This window comes from Peribacillus sp. RS7 (genome assembly GCF_041956845.1).
Lineage (GTDB): Bacteria > Bacillota > Bacilli > Bacillales > DSM-1321 > Peribacillus.
The window spans coordinates 3,871,498-3,891,909 of record NZ_CP168135.1; the positions used below are offsets into that span (position 1 = coordinate 3,871,498).

Consider the following 20,412-nt stretch of genomic DNA (forward strand, 5'->3'; position numbering starts at 1 on the left):
ATGCTATATTTGTCAATTTTACTCATTTGATGAATTAATTTGTAAGTCTGTTTTTATGTGGTCACAATGAATCCAAGCAAAAAAAGAGGCAATCGATATGATTGCCTCTAAACGCATATAAAAAAACACTTAACTTTAACTTGAGCATAAGGGACAATCCAACTGCAATAGATCGAAAATGCCGAAAAAAATGGGCTGCCTCACTGAAATAAGCATCTGACTCCTTGTATTTATTAATCAATAGTTCCGTTCGATGACAAAGTGTGCACGATCGCCTCTAAAGAGAGTTTTAGAGAATTCAATGACCGATCCATCATTCTCATATGTGTAAGTTTCTAATGAAAAACAAGGTGAACCGTTGGGTACATCCAATTTGTCAGAAATGGAATCGTCGGCTAGTGAAAACTCCAAGTGTTCGACCGTTTTTTTTACTTTTAAATTGAATTGTGTTTCAAGTACTTTAAAGAGTGAGTGTTCACAGGCTTCGATATTTAGCCCGGGAGTTTTATACCATGGGAGATAGGCAATTTCATATTGAAGGGGGACGTCGTTTACGTAACGTATCCGTTCCAGTTTGTTTACTGGGTCTCCAATATTTTGTTTAAAAAGCTTGGCAAGGGTAGCGTTTGCTTCAATCACCTTTAAGCTAATGACCTTTGTGGAAGGATTTTTTCCTTGCAACGTGACTTGCTCAGAGAACTTTTCAACCGTGCTTGAAAGGAATTGCTTCACTTTATTTTCCGAAACGAAAGTCCCTTTGCCTTGAACACGGTAGATATAGCCTTCGACGGTTAATTGCTGTAAGGCCGTGCGAACTGTTGTCCTGCTTACTCCGTATATTTTACAAAACTCAGCCTCAGTCGGTAATTTTGTATTTGTTTGATATTCGCCATTTTTTATGAGATCGATGATCGATTCCTTAACTATGGAATGCAATGCCGCTTCTTTATTCATGGTTTCCACAGATGATTCCTCCTATACTCATTCCAATATATACATATAGATTATCTCGGATAAGTTCAATAATCAACTTTAAATCATAAATTTGTAGTAACAAATTAAAAATTGTGTTGATATTTTTTTGATTTGTAACTACAATGTATGTATGGAGGTAATAATACCCATATTATAAATGCCTTTCAAGGGAAGTGATAAAGCAAGGGAACATCGTTCATTATAAAATTACGGTTTAATTTTGCTTGAAAATACTGAATAATCAATCATAAAAAAGGGGGGTACTTTCAATGAATATCTTATTATGTTGTTCGGCAGGGATGTCTACTAGTTTATTAGTTACCAAGATGGAGGAAAGCGCTAAAAAACAAGGGGTAGAGTGCAATATATGGGCTGTTGGTTCTACAGAAGTGAACAATGAAATGGATAAGGCTGATGTAATTTTATTAGGTCCGCAGGTTCGATATCTTCTTTCCAAGTTACAGGAAGCGGGAAAAGAAAAGGGAATTCCGGTCGCAACCATCCATCCAATGTTCTATGGACTATGTAATGGTGAAGAAGTACTTAAACAAGCCACTACTTTAATAAAAGGAGAATAAGGATATGATGACTTTTATTGATAAGTATATTATGCCCGGCGCTGTAAAAGTAGGAAATAACCGGCATCTGCTCGCGATTCGTGACGCATTGATTGGAATGATAGCGATTACAATGATTGGGTCATTCGCCGTCCTGTTCAATAATCTTGGGCAAGTCATCAAGCCTTACGGAAGAATGATGGAGGCCATTTTCGGTCCTGCATGGAATACGCTAGGCGGTGATATTTGGTTTGGAACTTTTGCATTCATGACGGTATTCGCTGTATTCGGCATTTCTTATAAACTAGCAAGGTCATACGGTGACGATGGTTTTGAAGCGATGCTGGTTTCCGCGGCCTGTTTCTTCCTATTATTGCCTCAAATCGGAAATGTCACTTTAACCATCGATGATAAGGATGTTACAGGAGGGGCATGGGGTTTCGTAAGCGTGAACTATTTTAATGCCACGGCCCTATTTACAGGAATAGTCGTAGCCTTAATAGCAACCGAAATATTTGTGAGACTTTCCCGAGTTAAATATTTAGTCATTAAATTGCCTGATGGAGTACCTCCAGCGGTAGCCCGTTCATTTGCAAAGTTAGTGCCGGGTATGGCAACGATCTTTGTCGCTGGTGTGTTCGGACTGCTATTCCGTAAAGCTACGGATGGTCAGGTACTGAATGACTGGCTTAGTAAAGTGATTGTATCCCCCTTACAAAGTGCTGTAGATTCATTGCCATTCGCTATTTTACTAGTCTTTCTTGTTCATTTATTATGGATGATCGGTTTGCACGGTCCAAATATCCTTGGAGGGATAACGACACCGCTTTTTGAAAGTTCGGGAGTGAAAAATATTGATTTATATGCACAAGGTGTCAAAGACATGGACCAATACGGGGTATTGGCAGGTTCTTTCCTGGATGCATTTGTTTATTTAGGCGGATCTGGTGCAACATTGGGCCTTATCATCGCAATGATCATTGCCGGTCGGAAACGTTATAAACAGATGATTGCACTCGGTGGGGCTCCAGGGGTGTTCCAGATTAATGAACCTATTTTATTCGGTTTGCCTATCGTGCTGAATCCAATGTGGTTCATCCCATTTGTTCTCGGTCCGGTAATTACAACGGTGATCTCTTATATAGCGGTAAGCAGCGGAATGGTTTTCCCGATCGTCGCTAAGATCCCATGGGTTACCCCACCGATTGTGGGTGGATTCCTGGCCACAGGCGGACATGTATCTGGAGCGGTCTTGGCTGCAATCAATCTAGTCATTTCAACAGCTATTTATTTACCATTCGTTTATGCTCAAGTGAAGATAGACACCAAAAATGAAACAAAGCTTACAAAAGATTCAGAAACGCTAAGCGTTTAAGAAAGTAGTGATGAAAAATGGAAAAAGAAGAATTATACCAGCTATCCTTTCAATTGATTTTATATAGTGGGAATGCGAGAAGCTTTGCAATGGAAGCGTTGCAGGAAGCAAAGAAAAAGAATTTTGATTCTGCCCGTTTGAAAATCGCCGAGGCCGAAACGGAATTACTGCAGGCCCATAGATACCAAACTCAATTAATCCATGCCGAGGCGGGCGGGGACCATTTTGATCTTCCCATCATCCTAGTGCATGCACAGGATCATTTAATGACGGCGATGACAGTAAAGGATCTTGCAATGGAAATGATCGATCTACGCGAAGAATTCTTACATGCAAATGTTGTGAAGGAGAGGACTGCCGAATGAGTAAGGGGCTGAAGATTGTCACGATTGGCGGAGGATCGAGCTATACGCCAGAACTGATCGAAGGTTTCATTAAATATCATGAAGAACTTCCCGTGAGTGAAATTTGGCTCGTGGACATCGAAGTGGGGAAGGAAAAGCTTGAAATTGTCGGGGATTTGGCAAGAAGGATGATTGAAAAGGCCGGTGTGAATATTGATGTCCATCTCACTCTAGATAGAAAGAAAGCGCTTAAAGGGGCGGATTATGTAACAACCCAACTGCGGGTTGGTCAGCTCGCAGCAAGGGCTCTTGATGAAAAGATACCATTGAAACACGGAGTGATTGGACAGGAGACGAATGGACCAGGCGGGCTTTTCAAGGCTTTTAGAACGATTCCCGTCATTCTGGATATTGCTCGTGAAATGGAGGAGTTATGTCCGGATGCATGGCTGATTAACTTCACGAACCCTGCTGGAATGGTAACGGAAGCAGTTCTGCGTCACAGTAATATTTCCAAGATCATCGGCCTTTGCAATGTTCCGATTGGCATGGAACGAGGTGTTGCGGATTTGATGGATGTCGAGCCATCAAGAGTCCGGATCGACTTTGCTGGTTTGAACCATATGGTTTACGGCTTGGATGTATTCGTTGATGGGGAGAGTGTCAAAGATCAAATCATCAATCTGATTACAGATCCAGCTAAAGCGGTCACGATGAAGAATATCCATGCAATGGGCTGGGAGCCGGAATTCCTTAGAGCGTTGGACCTGTTTCCGTGTCCATACCACAACTACTATTATAAAACGGGTGATGTACTAGCCCAAGAATTGAAGGATGCTGAAAAAGGGGAAACACGTGCTGAGGTCGTTCAAAGACTTGAAGCAGGATTATTCGAGCTTTACAAAGACGAGGATCTGGCTATCAAGCCGCCGCAGCTTGAAGAGCGCGGAGGTGCGTACTACAGTGATGCGGCTGTACGGTTGATTTGCTCGATGCATACGGATAAGCGAGATATTCAAGCGGTAAATACCATCAACCATGGTGCGATTGAAGGCATCCCGTATGGATCGGCTATTGAAACCAGTTGCGTGATAACTAAGGATGGTCCCAAGCCAATCAATGTAGGAGAGCTTCCTGTCGCCGTTCGCGGATTAATTCAACAAATCAAGTCCTTTGAAAGGGTAGCCATCGAAGCTGCGGTATCAGGTGACTATGATACTGCATTGCTAGCCATGACGATTAATCCACTCGTTCCAAGTGATAGGGTAGCGAAACTTATCTTAGACGAAATGCTTGAGGCACATAAAGATTATCTGCCTCAGTTTTTTGAAAAAAAGGAGTTGCAGGATAATTTATCATGATTGAGGTCCTTGTAAATGCAGATGATTTCGGGTTAACTAAAGCGGTGAATTATGGGATTTTGGATAGCCACAAATATGGAATTGTCAATTCGGCAACGATCATGATGAATGCGAAAGCAACGGAGCATGCGATTGAAATCGCAAAGAAGACACCGTCGTTGAAAGTAGGTATTCACTTAGTGCTGACATGGGGAAAACCTTTGCTGAGCGACGTGCCGAGCTTAGTTGACGAATCTGGTTTCTTTAAGAAGCAAGGTTTGGTATATGGTGACACTAACGGTATTTCCTTGAGCGAATTGGAGAGGGAGTGGTCAGCACAGATCGAAAGATTCTTGGAATTCGGTCTGTTACCGACTCATTTCGACAGCCATCATCATGTACACGGGATAACAGAGTTTCTGCCAGTTATTCAAAAGCTATCCGATAAATACGGATTGCCAGTGCGTAATGCCGGAAAGCACCTTGCTGGGATTCAAACCGTTACAGATGTGTTCCTGGATGACTTTTATGGAGAAATGGTGGTTGAAGACTACTTTCAAAACCTGAAGGGACGGGTAATGGATGGGGCAAGCGTAGAGATAATGACTCATCCTGCTTATATGGATGAAGAATTGATGAAAGTTTCCTCTTATAATGATAAACGCATAAAAGAACTCCGGATTTTGACAAATGCAAAATTACCAGAGGGATTTTTCCTTAGATTCAGCATCAACCAAGTTAAGATTTGATTTTAAATTGTAGCCCTTTAATTACAAAGAGGACCATTCATCAAATGATGAATGGTCCTTTATAATTCATGATTGCTTTATCTAAAATTAATAAGCCAAACTGAATAGGGCTTTGATGTGTGATAGATAGCGAACATTACTTGCTTCTTTCATCAATGTAGCCGGCAGACCTTTAAGGGAAGTGTTATTGGCCCCAACGGTTGCCACCGCATCCTTACGGCCAAGGCTCGCAAGTGTACCTGAGTTTACAGGTGAAAATTCTTCAAGTTTCTTGCCTTCAAAGGCTGCATATAGGTTGTATCCAACAAGCTCACCCATTTGCCAAGCATTTTGTGCAGTAGGAGCGTATGGACGGCCGCCTTCTGGAGGGAATGCAACGGCACTGTCCCCGACGACGAATACATCATTATGGGATTTGGATTGCAAATACTCATTAACGGTTGCTTTTCCGCGATCCACTTCAAGGCCTGATTCGCCAACGATAGGAAGGGCTGCGACTCCGCCTGTCCAAACAAGCGTATTGGCAGTTATGGTTTGTCCATCTTTCAATTCGATTTGGTTTCCTTTAACACCCGTAACAGGCAGACCTGTCAAGAATTCAACGCCGCGTGCTTCCAAGCTTGTCATGGCACGTTCGATTAAGTGATCAGGCAGGACCGGAAGGATTTTTGGACCAGCTTCCACAAGCTTGATTTTCAAGTCCTTGAAGTCCACTCCGAACTTTTTGGCGATTTTAGGGAAATGATCCACGATTTCACCGATTAACTCGACGCCCGTCAAGCCGCCGCCGCCGATCACGATTGTTGCGTCGGCTTCATTATTCGTTTGTGCATATTCGCGGATGCGATCTTCGATATGTTTGTAAATCTTGTTTGCATCATTTACGGATTTCAAGACCATGCTGTTTTCCTCAAGACCCGGAATGCCGAAGAATCCTGTTTGGCTTCCCAAAGCAACAACCAGGGCATCATAAGATAAAGTGGAGCCATTGGAAAGCTTCACTTCTTTTTTATCGACTGTGAAAGACTCCACTTTGGAAATGGCAAGGTCGATATCTTTTCCTTTGAAAAGTTTTTCCAAAGGAATGGAAACAGCTTGTTCAGAAATGGATCCGCCTGCAAGACGGTGCAATTCGGTGATGATTTGGTGTGTTGGAAATTGATTCACCACTGTAACCTGCACTTCATCCTTTTTGTAATATTCACGTACGGATAAGGCAGATAGTAAACCAGCGTAACCTGCACCTAAGATGACGATTTGTTTTGACATAGTTAATCCCCCGTTCTTACTGAAAGTTTATCAAATTATTTTTGGTTTTTACGTTCTGAAGAGACTTCAAGAAAAGCTTGGGCGAAACGGAAAAGCTTTTGTGCTTGCGGATCTTTCATCATTCTTAACAGACCAAAAAGACCAATCACATCAGTATTCACTTCAGCACGATCCTTAGCTTCGATGGCATTAGCCGCAAGCCCTTTCACTGAACCGACTACAGGTCCTGCGATCTCCGAAATGGCGCTGACCGTATCATTTTTCAAAACATCATCAGTCGCTACTGATTGAGCGAAATCATAAGACTTTGTTAAAATATTCACTAACTCAGTCAGCTTTGGTAACTGCTCAACTAAAGTGTTCAAGGATTCCTGAACCTCAGGCTTTAAAAGCTGATCTAGGATATCCAATTGTTCTTGGTTTGCAGAAATATTAAATGTTTCATGTTCAGGTTTTGAGACTACATCTACCATATCTAATTCCCCTTTAAACTTAATTATTTTGTTTTATGTGTTTTCCGCCGATACTACTAATCATACGACTCTAATCCCTTAATTTCAAATATATTTTTTGTGATAGGAATATAATTTAATAGTTATAATTAAGAGCTAGTAGGTGGATTTTGTGATTTATCTTAATATTCCAAAAAAATATTAAGGTTATTCTGGTTTTAATACCTTAAATATAGCTTTTTATTAGGGACATTTAACTTTTTTTATATAAGATAACGATTGTGATTCACTTTATTATTATGGTGTGGCTTGTTCTATAGCTTGTCCAAGTAATAAATGATGGCTACATTTAGCTCTTACACCGTGATTCCTAAATAGACATCTTTAGTTTCACATGGATGTTTGTTGTACTATAATGTCCATAATCTTTGAAGATGCCATGCAAGTATGGACCCCAAGAATATTTTATCTGATTTAGGGTAAATAATATTATCGGAATTGGAGATGATGCCCTTGGTAGAACGCAGGATGTTAAAGATACGTGGAGAAGTTATCGAAATATCCTCCAGGTATTGTGAGAAATATAGAAAATGGAACTGTACTGCTAAACTTCCCAATAGTTCCTTAATAGCTTATTGCCGTGATAAGAATAAGCTTCGTGCTGAGACAGTTTCTATGAGCAGGTTATTAATTACTTATGATGACTATAAAATTGTATGAGATGTAATGGAATTAATAAATAGATAGGGACAAGGCGCACAACCTCGAAGATGATGGTTGGGCGCCTTTTTTATTGAATAATATTTAATGCTATGTTTCATTTATCTGCGAAATCGGGAATATATCTTCGGAAATGGAGATATATCATCGAAAACTCCTAATTAATCTACAAATTATACAATTTATCGATTTTTCGACAAAAACTCTTTTTTAAAAAAAGCTATTTTATTAATAAAAAGCAACGAAATTGTCAAAAAAATATCAGAAAATACTGAAAAGGATAGTAAAATTATGTTAATATATTTAAAAAAGTGTTATTTTCTAACAAATAATGAATAATTTATTGTTAAGGATATCCAATAAGAAAAAGGAAAGTTTAGATACCAGAGTGCAATGCCATTTGGCTGTGTAGGGCCCGGTCCATTTTATAAGCAGGTGAAATGGCCTTAAAGTTTTTGCGACAATAAACTGAATAGGAGTTGGTAGAATGGTTAGTATTAAGGGATATGGAAAAGCGACACAAGAATCAGTGAATAATTTTCAGAAATATGTGGGATTTGAAATCCCTGGAGATTATAAACAGTTTCTCCTTACCCATAATGGCGGCACAACTGCAGTGCAAAACAGTAAGTTTTATGTAGATGCATTAGACACACTCGTTTGCTTAAATGTACTTTATGGGTTAGAGCTTCCGGATAAAGAACTGGATTTACAGAAATGGCATGAAGAAAACAGAGAAGACTTACATAAGAATTGCATTATTATAGGTAATGATACGTGTACAGGTAAAATCTTGCTGATAGATAACGAAGAGGAAAAGGGAGTTTACTTCTGGGATCAGGGGTGGTATTCCGATCCATCAAGCCAGGATGAAAATATTTATAAAGTTGCAGAGAGTTTTAATTCCTTCATCGAGGGATTGAAAATCCCGGAGGAAATCTAATTTTATTTGAATCCCCTTGATTGGCTCAGACCATTCAAGGTTTTTTATTGTAAATTCAATAACAAGATTGATGATATGTAAGAGTGATAGTAAGGATTGTTATGTTAAAGAGGTGAAGAAAATGTATAAAATCTTATTGATTGAAGATGATGTCAAAATAGCTGGAATCTTGGTCAATTATATAAAAAGGTATGGATATGAGGTTTTTGAAGTTAAGCAATTGGACAAAGTATTTGCGGAGTTCCAGGAGATAAGGCCAGATTTGGTTTTATTGGATATCAATCTGCCATATTATGATGGTTTCCATTGGTGCCGACTAATAAGGACGGTTTCAAAGGTTCCCATCATATTTATCTCTGCAAGGACAGATGAAATGAACCAAGTCATGGCCATTGAATATGGGGGAGATGATTATTTAACAAAACCGTTTCATTTGGAAGTGGTACTAGCGAAAATAAAGAGCGTCCTACGCAGGGTTTATGGTGAATATGCTGAAATATCTTCATTCCAACAACAAGTAAAGGAAATGGATGGATTAACGCTTTATACGGAAAAAGCGATGATCGAATATCAACACAATCAGGTAACGTTAACTCAAAATGAGTTGAAATTATTGAGTTGTTTACTACGACAGTATGACACCATTGTCTCGCGTGAAGATTTACTTGAAGCACTTTGGAATGATGATTCATTTGTTGATGACAATACTTTGACTGTCAATGTCACTAGAGTGAGGAGAAAACTTGAGGATATTGGCGTCACGCATGCCATAACAACCAGCAGGGGAAAAGGATATCGACTAAAAATAGTGCAAGGTGAAGAAAAGTGAAGCTAAAATCCTACATTAAAGACCGTCTTTATTTTATATTTTATACTGTTCTATTGGGAAGCCTGCTTATTATTGCTTATGCATTAGCCGTTTTAGAAGCGGGAAATCAGATATCGATTTCCAATATCATCTATTTATTTATTCTCGCGTTGTTTTTGATGTTACTATTTTTAGCGATAGATTACATAAGGCATTACCGTTTTCTTAATCAGTTAGTAAGGATGAAGCAAGAACCGAGCTTGACGTTTGAATATGTCGAAGCCTTTAGGGATCCCCTGTCAAATGAACAAAAATTGTGGATTGAGCTTTTTCAACAAATGAACCAGGCTACGATAGAACAATTACAAGAACAGATCAATCAGAAGGAGCAATATGAACTGTTGATTCACCAATGGGTACATCAAATGAAGACACCTGTTTCCGTCATTTCTTTACTGGTTCAAGAAGGGAAAAGGACATTTTCGAATGAGTCGATGAAGGATTATCTTAAAGAGATTGAAGAAGAAAATGATCGTTTTCGTAGAGGGCTGGAAATTATCTTGCATGGAGCAAGGCTGCAGCGTTTTTCAGAGGATGTAAAATCGGAGCGGGTTGACTTGATTAATCTAGTCAAGCAAGTGATTAACGAGGAAAAGAAACAGTTCATCAAACGGTTCATTTATCCTAGACTTGACACGGAGCATGAGAATTTATATGTGCATTCGGATCGTAAGTGGCTTCACTTTGCCATTAGTCAGGTGGTCTTTAATGCACTGAAGTATTCAAGGCAGGGAGAGCATGACAGCATAACATTCAACATTGTTGAAAAAAAGTCAGAGGTTTTACTTAGGATAACGGATCAGGGCATTGGAATTGTCCCACATGATGTAAAACGAGTGTTTGATCCATTTTTTACAGGAGAGAACGGGCGGGCCCAACAAGAGTCAACTGGAATGGGACTATATCTAGTGAAGGAAATCGTTAACAGACTTGGGCATGGGATTACCATACAATCGACTGTATCCGAAGGGACTACAGTGGAGTTTCTCTTTAATACAAATACCTTACATGAAAGGTGACAAAATTGTAAGGCTGTTAAGCGGTTATGTAATAAACTTCGATGGGAGCCTCCCACTATATTCATTATACTTGTGGTAAGAAAGGGAGGCATGTAGGATGTCGATTTTAAAAGCGGAGCAATTATCCAAAACTTATTTTCAAAAGCAGGGGAATTTATTTCATAAAGCGTTAGATAATTTCACCATGAATGTACAGAAAGGGGAATTTGTCGGAGTGATGGGTCCATCGGGCAGCGGGAAAACCACTCTGCTTAATTTAATGGCCACGATTGATAAGCCCACCACCGGGAAAGTCATTCTAAATGATCAAAATCCTAATGAATTAAAAAATCAGGACCTGGCTTTGTTTCGAAGGAGGGAGATTGGATTTGTTTTTCAAGACTTTAATCTTCTTGATACACTTACCGTTCGCGAAAATATCCTCCTTCCTTTAGCGTTAGATCATTATAAACTCGATGAAATGGAAAATAGGGTAAATCAGTTGGCACACCTTCTGGGGATTGAAGGGATTTTAGAAAAACGGACTTTTGAAATATCCGGAGGTCAGCAGCAACGAACGTCGTGTGCAAGAGCGATGATTCATGAACCATCCATTATTTTAGCAGATGAACCTACAGGTAATTTGGATTCCAAGTCTGCCAAGCAGGTAATGGATACCCTCACGACACTCCAGGAGAAAAAGGGAGCAACAATCCTCATGGTCACTCATGACCCGACTGCCGCCAGTTTCTGTGACCGGGTTTTATTCATAAAGGATGGCAAGTTCTTTTCGGAGGTTCATAATGGAGGGGAAATACAGAGCTTCTATCATAGGATTTTAGATACGTTAAGTGTTTTGGGAGGAGTCTATCATGAACATTCGACTTCTCGCTAAGAGAAACATCCAAGGAAATGCCCAACGTTATCTTGCTTATTTTTTCAGTATCGTACTTTCCGTCTCAATCTTTTTTATTTATGCATCATTTATCTTTCATCCTGATGTGGTCCATACTAATATCCCTGGGGGAAAGCTTATTAGTAAGGGGCTCATTGCTGCTGAAATTGTGATCATCATATTTTCGGTTTTCTTTATAGCTTATTCGAATGCCGCATTTTTACAGCCGCGAAAAAAAGAGTTTGGTTTGCTCACACTACTTGGAATGTCCAAATCCCAACTTAGAAAACTGATTTACCTGGAGCAAACGATCGTTTCCCTCATATCAATCATGATTGGGGTAGGATTGGGGTTTTTGTTCTCAAAGTTATTCTTAATGACAGTTTCTTGGTTATTGGCTGTAGAACAACCATTATCGTTTGTCTTTGTCCCTAAGGCCTTCATATATACGATTGTTGGTTTCATTTTATTATTTCAGCTATTATCGCTACTTTCATTGTTTTACATTGGAAATGCAGAAGTGGTCGATTTACTAAAAGATAAACAAAAACCAAAAAAGACGCCCATTGTTTCAAAGTGGTTAATTGCACTATCAGTTGTTTGCTTAAGCATTTCTTATTATTTGGCAGTCACGATGTCAATGAACAATTCGTATATTCGGGTATTGCCCATTTTAATATTCATACTGATCGGAACCTATTTTTTATTCAGTCAAAGTATTGTCGCTCTATGCAGAAGGCTTTATCAGAAGAAGAAAAGCTTGTACAATGGAACGAATTTAATTAACCAAACAAACCTGATATTTAATATTAAGGATTATTCCAGGTTATTCTTTTTAACCTCGATCATTACGGCCGTCATTTTGACAGCTGCAGGAACACTTTTCATGTTCAGTGCAGATTTAAAGAAGCAAGGGGTGGATAACATTCCACAATCAATTGGCTGGGTTGAAAATGACGCTTCCATCTATTCCGTCATTGAACCATCCGAAGTAGAGAAAACTTTAAAGGAAGATGGATTCAAGATCCTTTACAAAGTAAATATGACAGGTGTGCCCATCACTCACATGCTTCCCCATATGAGAACGGGAGAACCCAGTGAAAATAGGTCATTATTAATCTCGGAAAGTGATTATAACAAAGCGGCAACTTTGCGAAAATTAGATTCCGCAAAGTTATCTGGAAAAGAAGCGTTATACGTTTTTCCTTATGGAGGGGGACTGGATTATCAATTCGTCCAAAATGGCGAACAAAAGGAGCTTCACTATGGTAAACAAATCATACGGGTTACAATGGCGGGTCAGCGCAATCATTCCATAATCGCTCCCATCAAATCAGCAACCACCCTGATGGTGGTCGATGATCAGCTGTATAATGAAATAACTGCTGATATGCCTTTAAAAGAGATGGTAAGAGTACGCGGGTACGAAGTGAAAGATTGGGAAGAATCGATGGAAACCTCTGGGAAAATCGAAAAAATGTCTAACAATCCTGACCATCAATTGCAAACAAGAGCACCTATTTATCATAAAATGAAACAAGGTAGCATATTGATCTTATTTATCGGTTTGTTTGTCAGTTTATTATTCTTTATCGTCCAAGGAAGCATGATGTACCTGCGAGTTTTTACGAATTTAGAAGATAAGAAGATCCAAATTCATGCCCTTCATCGATTGGGTCTAACAAAAAAAGAAATACAGCAAATTTTAAGTGCGGAAATACGCATCCTCTTTTTCGCTCCTTTTGTGATAGGGATGATGCATGCCATAGTTGCCTACGTGGCATTAAGCAATTTATTGGGCTCCAATTTGTTTGGTTATTCGGCCATGGTCATCGCTACGTATTTTCTTCTTCAACTGCTATATTATCAAGTAACTAAAAAAATGTATGAGCGGGCAGTCATCAATGCGATAAAATAAAGCTATCAAAATGGAATCAGGGGATAATCTTCTGATTCCATTTTTCATTAAAAGGAAAACTTCTCTTTTGAATTGGCGTTTCCCTTAATGATAAATCAGTTAATATGTACTATTGAAAGAGAGTAATCCGTTTTTTTCTTGCACCTGAATATGAAAAATGTAAATTTTGGTGTGATTTTACTGATGGCACCTCTAGATTCTTGTAATATTTTCATATAAAGGGTAAAATTATTTATTTCATGAGGAAATATCGAGTTCGACGACTTTTGATTTTCCATATTCTCATATGAAATTATATTAATATAATAAACTATATAGGTAAAAAAATGTTTTATTAGAAATATTTAGTATTGGATTTAATGTAGATTAAAATTTAAAAAGTTATAGGATCAAAAAAGTGGCGAAACTATCAAAAAAGAAGTGGGTAATCTGTTAATTACTTGATTAATTATAGTATGATATGCCTGCAGTTATGGAGAATATTAGATTTTTCTCTATTTCTTTGTCCCTTTATATAGTAAACTCAAAATAGGTTCGTTAACTTTTAGCTGCTAGAGATGAGGTAAGTTTAATCCTATGAAAAATAAAAAGTTAAGGGCATTTCTTTATTTGAGTATTCTTTTATTAATTGTTTTCATTCTTCTAAATATGCTTTCTACATATTTAAGCATTAAAAATTCTGTGCAAAAATCCGTTGCTAATCAAAACTTGGTAGCTGCTAGATCTATTGCCGACTCAATGGATGTAGAGGCCTATCAGCGATTTCTTAATAACCAAGTAAAGAGCCGGGAATATAGGGATATAAAAGCTTACTTAGAGGATGCCCGTGAAAAAATAGGTGCATTATATGTTTATACAATCATGGTTGATAACCCGAAAGTATCCAAAGCCATGATTACTGGATTTTCTAAAGATCATAAAGGCGATTTTCCTATCGGCGGCGTATGTACTGTTCCTTCGGAGCAGGTCAAACAGGCGTATGAAGGCAAAAGCTTTATTACCGGGATTCTGGAAGATCCCGAATATGGGGAGTATTTGACTGTGGGTGTGCCAATGAAAAATCAAGATGGCACCATTATTGGTTTTTTGGGCATTGATGTGAGCGCAGAAGATATTAATGCCATTAACGGAAAGGTATTGAAAAGCAGCATTGCCATCCTTGTATATAATGGGGGATTTGTTATCATGTTGCTGGTTACCTTTTTTGTCCTTCAAAAATGGTATCAAAAAGAACTGACACGTGAAGTCGGGGATACGGAAGATACGTATCATTCGGAATTTCAATCGCTCATTGCTTCAGTCCGCTCATTAAGGCATGATTTTTCCAATCATATTCAGGTGATACATGGACTGCTTAAATTAGAGGAGAACTCAAAAGCGCTCGATTATTTAACTGGCCTTTCAAAAGAAGTGCATTCGATTGAATCGATGAAATTGGATGTGATACATCCGGGCTTATCTGTCCTGTTAGAGACGAAAAGGCTCTCGGCCCAGAATTATAACATCGATATTGAGATTGATGTTTCACACAAATCCTTCAATCGGGTCAAAACAATCGACTTGATTAAACTATTATCGAATGTCATCGATAATGCTATCGAGGCAACGATTGAATTGCCAGAGCATGAACGCCGAATGAATATTGCCTGCAAAGCTGATGATGAAAAGTATACGTTTATGGTCACTAATACCGGACCGATGATTTCCGAATTAGATCAGGAGAACATATTCGCCAGCGGATTTTCTACCAAAAAGGCACAAAAGGGAAAAATACGCGGACAAGGATTGTTCATCGTTAAAGACTTGGTTAACAGATATGATGGAGAGATTCATGTAAAATCCACTGAAAAAGAAACGACCGTTACGATGATGATACCTGTAAATGGAAGAATGGGCTGAACGGATAATCAAAGGGAAGCAGAATATTGATAAAAAAGGTATGATTCCTCAAAAAAAGAAGGAATCATACTTTTTTTGTAAACTTTTTTCCGTTCTCGGGATTATATTATGTATTTCATTTTTTCCTTAAGAGGTATCCATACAGAATTTATATTCTCAGCCGGTGTCCTATATCTTGCTAAATGCGTAAATGCAGCTGGGAACTTCATCTGTATTTTCGGTATGTCTATACTCTGGAAATCTAAGACAATAAAGCTGTACTATATGAAAAAAGAAGGCATTACAACCTTTTTAATGGATCAGTATTGAATGTGAATTAAGTGATTTCAAGATGAAGATTAATCCGATAAAAAGGTGAATAAAAGAACCTGAACTGGACATAATGGGTAGATGTTTAGCTGCTTCCATCGGGATTATGATAAGATAGGGAAAAAATCATATAAGGCAGTGAGAATGTGAAACAACAAAAAGGAAAACTTCTCGTTATCATTGGACCGACTGCTGTTGGCAAGACAAAGATGAGCATTGAGATGGCAAAGTTATTTAATGGTGAAATTATCAGCGGGGACTCCATGCAGGTTTATAAAGGGATGGATATTGGGACTGCAAAAATCAAGAGGGAAGAAACAGAAGGAATTCCTCATTATTTACTTGATATCAAGGACCCTGATGAACCATTTAGTGCGGCAGAGTTCCAGGAGCGTGCTAATGCTTGTATCGAGGATATCCAAAGTAGAGGTAAACTCCCTATTATCGTCGGTGGAACAGGATTATACATACAATCGGTCATTCATGATTATCAATTTTCGGAAGCACCATCCGACCCTGTTTATAGGGAAGGACTCGAAAAACAGGTAAGGGAGATAGGGATCGATCCTGTTTTTGAACAATTACGTAAGGTTGACCCAGAAAGCGCGAATCGGATTCATCCTAATAATGTAAGAAGGGTGATTAGGGCACTTGAGATTTTTCATTGTACAGGTAAAACCATGAGTGAGCAGCTGAATGAACAGCCTACAGAATTGAAATATGATACGTGCATCATTGGATTGACAATGGAACGAGAAAAGCTGTACAAACGCATCGATCAACGTGTTGATGGGATGGTAGAAGAAGGCCTGATTCAAGAGGTGGAGTCATTTCATGAAAAAGGTTTAAGGGATTGCCAATCAATTCAGGCTATAGGATATAAAGAAATCTATGATTTTTTTGATGGAAGAGCTTCATTGGATGAAGCGATTGAAACATTAAAGCAGAATTCCCGTCGATATGCCAAAAGGCAATTAACTTGGTTTCGAAATAAAATGGATGTCATTTGGTTTAATATGACCGATTTAGAGGATTTTTCAAAAAAAATACATGAAATATCTGGATTTATAGCAGGAAAGCTTTTCAGTGAAGGCGAATACATAAATTTAGAGAGAAAAGAGGAGGACTAATACATGAAACAGTCAGTAAATATTCAAGATCAGTTTCTTAATCAATTACGGAAAGATGGTACGTATGTGACGGTATTTTTATTAAACGGGTTCCAGATTAGGGGACAAGTTAAGGGGTTCGATAATTTTACCGTTTTATTTGAATCGGAGGGCAAACAGCAGTTAGTCTTTAAACATGCGATCTCTACATTTGCTCCACAACGTAATGTTCAGATTGATTACGAAGTGAAGGAATAATCATATATATGAATGTGAAAAACAGGTTTCGCTTATAGCGACCTGTTTTTTTTTGCTTGCATTTCTCGGTTCTTTTTCAAAGAATCGATAATTTTACGCACCTGTTTTGAATATATATTAAGGGACGGATTATTTTCCGGGAAACCGCAGGAAATGACATTCTTCCATATAAATTGATGATCGGGAATGAAACTTGTCGTAAAAAATCCTCCAAGGAAAGAATCCTGTCAGAATAAGTCGCCGTTTGGAAGGGAATATGGCTAATTATACTGAAATCTTGGGTATTTACGAAAAGATATAATGAAATTCTCCGATGGGATAGTTTTGGCTATGCTACATATGCCTATTACCATCATAAATTGAATGAAAATTGTGGAGTCAGGGGCCAAGAAGGAGAGGTGAATGCATTGGAACAACCGATCCGTATGAAAAATAACGGGCAAATCAATATTGTGTTTAATGCTGAAAACAGAAAAGCGCTACAAAAGGATCTGCCGATAAAAGAAATTTTGGTGCAAGAAATCCCCCACCAGCATGTGGCGTTGAAAGAGATTGAAGATGAACTGAAATCGCTGGTCGGAATGGAAGAAATGAAACGGATGATTAAAGAAATATATGCCTGGATTTACATCAATAAACAACGTGAGGCAAAGGGGCTGAAGACTGGCCGACAAGCACTGCATATGATGTTTAAAGGAAATCCCGGAACAGGGAAAACGACGGTTGCACGTTTAATCGGAAAGTTGTTTCAAAAAATGAATGTATTATCGAAAGGTCATTTAATTGAAGCGGAGAGAGCAGATTTGGTCGGGGAATACATTGGTCATACTGCCCAAAAAACAAGGGATTTAATTAAAAAGGCCATTGGAGGGATCTTATTTATTGATGAAGCCTATTCCTTGGGAAGAGGCGGCGAAAAGGATTTTGGTAAAGAAGCCATAGATACCCTTGTCAAGCATATGGAGGATCGTCAGCATGAATTCATATTGATCCTTGCTGGATATTCGAGGGAAATGGATTATTTCCTCAGTCTTAACCCTGGCCTTCATTCTAGATTCCCGCTTGTTGTTGATTTTCCGGATTATACGATCGATCAGTTAATGGAAATAGCCGATCGGATGTTGCAGGAAAGGGAATATCTAATGAATCAGGATGCCGAAAGGAAATTAAAAGAACATTTAATCATATTACGATCATTCCGGGGGCCTATTTCATTTTCTAACGGACGTTATATCCGCAATGTACTTGAAAAGACGATTAGGGCGCAGGCGATGCGGCTTTTACTGGAGGATTCGTTTGAAAAAACCGATTTACTGACGCTTACCAGCCAAGATTTGATTTTTGAGGATGATGAGAAAGAATGACATAGAAAAGCCCACCAAGATGGCGGGCTTTTCAATTTATGTTTTCGGCACCCATTTTTTATTAGGAAGATGCCAATTATTAGTGTAAGAAAGGATTCGCAATATCGTAATGACGGCAAAGAGCGAATAAAGCTGCCAAGACTGGGATAATACACCACTACCTAAAGCTAAGCCTGCAATGATGGCCCATACTACGTAGATTTCTTTCCTGAAGACCAGTGGCTTTCTTCCGGCAAGCACGTCACGGATTATCCCTCCGCCGCAACCGGTTAATGCAGCAGATACAATGACGGCACTTATTGGATGATTAAGTTCCACGGCATACATCGCGCCTTGGATGGCAAAGGCTGAAAGGCCAATGGCATCACTGAGGTTTCCCCATCTGTCCCAGTGCCTTGAAAGGTTTGTGGGAAAAACAAAAACGATGGTGATGGATACTAAAGCGATGGCAAAATAGAAACTCTGATCCCATAACGCTGAAACGGGGACACCTATAAGCAGATTACGGATTGCCCCTCCGCCAAAGGCGGTTATGATTCCTAAAATATATACTCCTAAAATATCATACTCTTCTTCCATGGCTATGATGGTCCCGCTAATAGCGAATGCAATCGTACCTATGAAGCTTAATACTTCCCATGTCATATGAATGTCCCTCGATGTCTTTTCGATTTTGATGGTAAAGCCAATATGATTTTAGCATGTTATCGGAATTTTTAAAACGGGTAAAAGCTTTGTTTTCAGGAAATTTTTATATATTCACTTTTTTTGTTATGATTAACAAAAATCTTCGAGAAGGTGGTGCATGTGATTTGGAACAAACAATGAAGGAAAAGGCCGTGTTGATTGGATGTCAAACAACAGAGGCTAACGAACGTTTTGAATATTCACTCGATGAGCTGGCTTCATTGGCGAAGACGGCCAATGGTGAGGTGTTAATGACCATTACCCAGAAAAGGGAAAGCGTCGATCCGGCTACATATATAGGAAAGGGAAAAGTGGAGGAGCTTCGGAATCTGGAAGAGGAGCTTGAGCCGGATTTATTTATCTTTAATGATGAACTTTCCCCGAGCCAGATTCGGAACCTCTCGAAACAATTGGAGGCAAGGATCATTGACCGGACACAGCTTATTTTGGATATATTTGCTCAGCGGGCGCGTTCCAGAGAAGGGAAGCTGCAGGTTGAACTTGCTCAGCTCCAATATTTATTACCGCGTTTGGTCGGACAGGGGACGGAGATGTCCAGGCTTGGAGGCGGAATCGGCACCAGGGGACCAGGAGAAACGAAGCTGGAAAGCGACCGTCGACACATTCGTGGGAAAATAGATGAAATCAAGCAACAATTAAGCGGCATAGTGAAGCATCGAGAACGCTATCGTGATAGAAGGAAACGTAATAAGACCTTTCAAATTGCCCTTGTGGGATACACGAATGCAGGTAAATCAACGCTGTTCAACCGTTTGACGGAGGCGGATTCATTCGAAGAGAACCAGTTATTCGCTACACTGGATCCCATGACGCGAAAAGCCATTCTTCCTAGCGGATTTACCGTGCTGCTGACGGATACGGTTGGATTCATTCAAGACTTGCCGACATCATTAATCGCCGCATTCCGCTCGACCCTGGAAGAAGTGAAAGAAGCGGATCTATTGCTCCATGTGGTGGATTCATCAAGCACGGATTACTTTAATCATCAGAAAACGGTGCATGATTTGCTAAATGACTTAGAAGTCCCTTCCATTCCACAGCTAACATTGTATAATAAGAAAGATAGGATTCACGCTGATTTCGTAAGGTCAGGCAGTCGTGCTTCATTAATGATCAGTGCCTATGAACAATCGGACCTGAATCAAATCATGGAAGAAATTGAAAAGTACGTGATTGAAGAAATGGTCCCGTATTATGTTTTCCTGCCGTCGAGTGAGGGTAAACTATTATCACAGCTGAAAAATGAAACCATATTGCGCACTCTCTCCTTTAATGAAGAATCGGAAAGATATGAATGCAAAGGTTTTTGTCTAGCTGATCATCCATTAACCGGACAGCTGGAGAAATATTCATTATAAAGGG

19 protein-coding genes are annotated in these 20,412 nt (G+C 39.1%); 15 read left to right on the forward strand and 4 right to left on the reverse strand.

Going from position 1 to position 20,412, the window contains the following annotated elements:
* Window positions 1–237 precede the first annotated feature (237 nt).
* Window positions 238–954 carry a GntR family transcriptional regulator gene (locus ACDZ29_RS19425; protein ID WP_375091172.1) on the reverse strand — a complete coding sequence of 239 codons (717 nt, stop codon included), beginning with the start codon at window positions 952–954 and terminating at the stop codon, window positions 238–240.
* 290 nt (window positions 955–1,244) lie between these two features.
* On the opposite strand from ACDZ29_RS19425, the gene ACDZ29_RS19430 reads away from it, so the two are divergent.
* The 5 genes from ACDZ29_RS19430 to chbG are packed head-to-tail and all read left to right on the forward strand — an operon-like array spanning window position 1,245 to window position 5,340.
* The gene (locus ACDZ29_RS19430; protein ID WP_289317080.1) at window positions 1,245–1,553 is read left to right on the forward strand and encodes a PTS sugar transporter subunit IIB; all 309 of its coding nucleotides are present in this window, start codon (window positions 1,245–1,247) and stop codon (window positions 1,551–1,553) included.
* A 4-nt stretch (window positions 1,554–1,557) separates the two neighbouring features.
* Window positions 1,558–2,907, forward strand: a complete 1,350-nt coding sequence (locus ACDZ29_RS19435; RefSeq protein WP_289317079.1) for a PTS sugar transporter subunit IIC — start codon at window positions 1,558–1,560, stop codon at window positions 2,905–2,907.
* Between the two features lie 17 nt (window positions 2,908–2,924).
* Entirely contained in the window at window positions 2,925–3,272 is a 348-nt protein-coding gene (locus ACDZ29_RS19440; RefSeq protein WP_375088378.1) for a PTS lactose/cellobiose transporter subunit IIA, read from the forward strand.
* Window positions 3,269–4,612, forward strand: a complete 1,344-nt coding sequence (locus ACDZ29_RS19445) for a 6-phospho-beta-glucosidase (protein ID WP_375088379.1) — start codon at window positions 3,269–3,271, stop codon at window positions 4,610–4,612. Before ACDZ29_RS19440 ends, ACDZ29_RS19445 begins: the two co-directional genes overlap by 4 nt.
* The gene (gene chbG, locus ACDZ29_RS19450) at window positions 4,609–5,340 is read left to right on the forward strand and encodes a chitin disaccharide deacetylase (protein ID WP_375088380.1); all 732 of its coding nucleotides are present in this window, start codon (window positions 4,609–4,611) and stop codon (window positions 5,338–5,340) included. The genes ACDZ29_RS19445 and chbG overlap by 4 nt, the downstream gene beginning before the upstream one ends.
* An 87-nt stretch (window positions 5,341–5,427) precedes the next feature.
* On the opposite strand, the gene ACDZ29_RS19455 is transcribed toward chbG, so the two are convergent.
* Both ACDZ29_RS19455 and ACDZ29_RS19460 read right to left on the reverse strand, forming a co-directional pair.
* Window positions 5,428–6,609, reverse strand: coding sequence for an NAD(P)/FAD-dependent oxidoreductase (locus tag ACDZ29_RS19455; RefSeq protein WP_375088381.1), 1,182 nt, complete (start codon window positions 6,607–6,609; stop codon window positions 5,428–5,430).
* A gap of 35 nt (window positions 6,610–6,644) precedes the next feature.
* Complete coding sequence (locus tag ACDZ29_RS19460; RefSeq protein ID WP_289324453.1) at window positions 6,645–7,082, reverse strand: DUF1641 domain-containing protein; 438 nt, start codon at window positions 7,080–7,082, stop codon at window positions 6,645–6,647.
* A 1,186-nt stretch (window positions 7,083–8,268) separates the two neighbouring features.
* Here ACDZ29_RS19460 and ACDZ29_RS19465 point away from each other — a divergent pair.
* From ACDZ29_RS19465 to spoVK, 9 genes are all read left to right on the forward strand, one after another.
* Window positions 8,269–8,724 carry an SMI1/KNR4 family protein gene (locus ACDZ29_RS19465; protein ID WP_370014444.1) on the forward strand — a complete coding sequence of 152 codons (456 nt, stop codon included), beginning with the start codon at window positions 8,269–8,271 and terminating at the stop codon, window positions 8,722–8,724.
* A 121-nt stretch (window positions 8,725–8,845) separates the two neighbouring features.
* Complete coding sequence (locus tag ACDZ29_RS19470; protein ID WP_289324455.1) at window positions 8,846–9,553, forward strand: response regulator transcription factor; 708 nt, start codon at window positions 8,846–8,848, stop codon at window positions 9,551–9,553.
* Window positions 9,550–10,611, forward strand: a complete 1,062-nt coding sequence (locus tag ACDZ29_RS19475; protein WP_375088382.1) for a sensor histidine kinase — start codon at window positions 9,550–9,552, stop codon at window positions 10,609–10,611. The genes ACDZ29_RS19470 and ACDZ29_RS19475 overlap by 4 nt, the downstream gene beginning before the upstream one ends.
* A 97-nt stretch (window positions 10,612–10,708) precedes the next feature.
* A complete protein-coding gene (locus ACDZ29_RS19480; protein WP_289324457.1) occupies window positions 10,709–11,485 on the forward strand; it encodes an ABC transporter ATP-binding protein in 777 nt (258 codons plus the stop codon).
* Window positions 11,463–13,403 (forward strand): FtsX-like permease family protein, encoded by a 1,941-nt coding sequence (locus tag ACDZ29_RS19485; protein WP_375088383.1) that lies wholly within the window; start codon window positions 11,463–11,465, stop codon window positions 13,401–13,403. Before ACDZ29_RS19480 ends, ACDZ29_RS19485 begins: the two co-directional genes overlap by 23 nt.
* Window positions 13,404–13,979: 576 nt before the next feature.
* The gene (locus ACDZ29_RS19490) at window positions 13,980–15,302 is read left to right on the forward strand and encodes a sensor histidine kinase (RefSeq protein WP_289324459.1); all 1,323 of its coding nucleotides are present in this window, start codon (window positions 13,980–13,982) and stop codon (window positions 15,300–15,302) included.
* Between the two features lie 518 nt (window positions 15,303–15,820).
* Window positions 15,821–16,741 (forward strand): tRNA (adenosine(37)-N6)-dimethylallyltransferase MiaA, encoded by a 921-nt coding sequence (gene miaA, locus ACDZ29_RS19495; RefSeq protein ID WP_375091173.1) that lies wholly within the window; start codon window positions 15,821–15,823, stop codon window positions 16,739–16,741.
* Between the two features lie 3 nt (window positions 16,742–16,744).
* The gene (gene hfq, locus ACDZ29_RS19500; RefSeq protein WP_289317066.1) at window positions 16,745–16,978 is read left to right on the forward strand and encodes an RNA chaperone Hfq; all 234 of its coding nucleotides are present in this window, start codon (window positions 16,745–16,747) and stop codon (window positions 16,976–16,978) included.
* Window positions 16,979–17,385: 407 nt separating this feature from the next.
* Window positions 17,386–18,342, forward strand: a complete 957-nt coding sequence (gene spoVK, locus ACDZ29_RS19505; protein WP_289327278.1) for a stage V sporulation protein K — start codon at window positions 17,386–17,388, stop codon at window positions 18,340–18,342.
* 36 nt (window positions 18,343–18,378) lie between these two features.
* Here spoVK and ACDZ29_RS19510 read toward each other — a convergent pair whose 3' ends face one another.
* Entirely contained in the window at window positions 18,379–18,987 is a 609-nt protein-coding gene (locus ACDZ29_RS19510; protein ID WP_289324461.1) for a trimeric intracellular cation channel family protein, read from the reverse strand.
* Window positions 18,988–19,166: 179 nt separating this feature from the next.
* Here ACDZ29_RS19510 and hflX point away from each other — a divergent pair, with 179 nt between their 5' ends.
* On the forward strand, window positions 19,167–20,408 hold the full coding sequence (hflX, locus tag ACDZ29_RS19515) for a GTPase HflX (protein ID WP_375091174.1): 1,242 nt from the start codon (window positions 19,167–19,169) through the stop codon (window positions 20,406–20,408).
* Window positions 20,409–20,412: the final 4 nt, after the last annotated feature.

Bases quoted from the DNA above. Each gene is read 5' to 3' on its own strand.
- ACDZ29_RS19425 (WP_375091172.1), bottom strand. From the start codon at position 954: ATGAATAAAGAAGCGGCATTGCATTCCATAGTTAAGGAATCGATCATC.
- ACDZ29_RS19430 (WP_289317080.1), top strand. From the start codon at position 1,245: ATGAATATCTTATTATGTTGTTCGGCAGGGATGTCTACTAGTTTATTA.
- ACDZ29_RS19435 (WP_289317079.1), top strand. From the start codon at position 1,558: ATGATGACTTTTATTGATAAGTATATTATGCCCGGCGCTGTAAAAGTA.
- ACDZ29_RS19440 (WP_375088378.1), top strand. From the start codon at position 2,925: ATGGAAAAAGAAGAATTATACCAGCTATCCTTTCAATTGATTTTATAT.
- ACDZ29_RS19445 (WP_375088379.1), top strand. From the start codon at position 3,269: ATGAGTAAGGGGCTGAAGATTGTCACGATTGGCGGAGGATCGAGCTAT.
- chbG (WP_375088380.1), top strand. From the start codon at position 4,609: ATGATTGAGGTCCTTGTAAATGCAGATGATTTCGGGTTAACTAAAGCG.
- ACDZ29_RS19455 (WP_375088381.1), bottom strand. From the start codon at position 6,609: ATGTCAAAACAAATCGTCATCTTAGGTGCAGGTTACGCTGGTTTACTA.
- ACDZ29_RS19460 (WP_289324453.1), bottom strand. From the start codon at position 7,082: ATGGTAGATGTAGTCTCAAAACCTGAACATGAAACATTTAATATTTCT.
- ACDZ29_RS19465 (WP_370014444.1), top strand. From the start codon at position 8,269: ATGGTTAGTATTAAGGGATATGGAAAAGCGACACAAGAATCAGTGAAT.
- ACDZ29_RS19470 (WP_289324455.1), top strand. From the start codon at position 8,846: ATGTATAAAATCTTATTGATTGAAGATGATGTCAAAATAGCTGGAATC.
- ACDZ29_RS19480 (WP_289324457.1), top strand. From the start codon at position 10,709: ATGTCGATTTTAAAAGCGGAGCAATTATCCAAAACTTATTTTCAAAAG.
- ACDZ29_RS19485 (WP_375088383.1), top strand. From the start codon at position 11,463: ATGAACATTCGACTTCTCGCTAAGAGAAACATCCAAGGAAATGCCCAA.
- ACDZ29_RS19490 (WP_289324459.1), top strand. From the start codon at position 13,980: ATGAAAAATAAAAAGTTAAGGGCATTTCTTTATTTGAGTATTCTTTTA.
- miaA (WP_375091173.1), top strand. From the start codon at position 15,821: ATGAGCATTGAGATGGCAAAGTTATTTAATGGTGAAATTATCAGCGGG.
- hfq (WP_289317066.1), top strand. From the start codon at position 16,745: ATGAAACAGTCAGTAAATATTCAAGATCAGTTTCTTAATCAATTACGG.
- ACDZ29_RS19510 (WP_289324461.1), bottom strand. From the start codon at position 18,987: ATGACATGGGAAGTATTAAGCTTCATAGGTACGATTGCATTCGCTATT.
- hflX (WP_375091174.1), top strand. From the start codon at position 19,167: ATGAAGGAAAAGGCCGTGTTGATTGGATGTCAAACAACAGAGGCTAAC.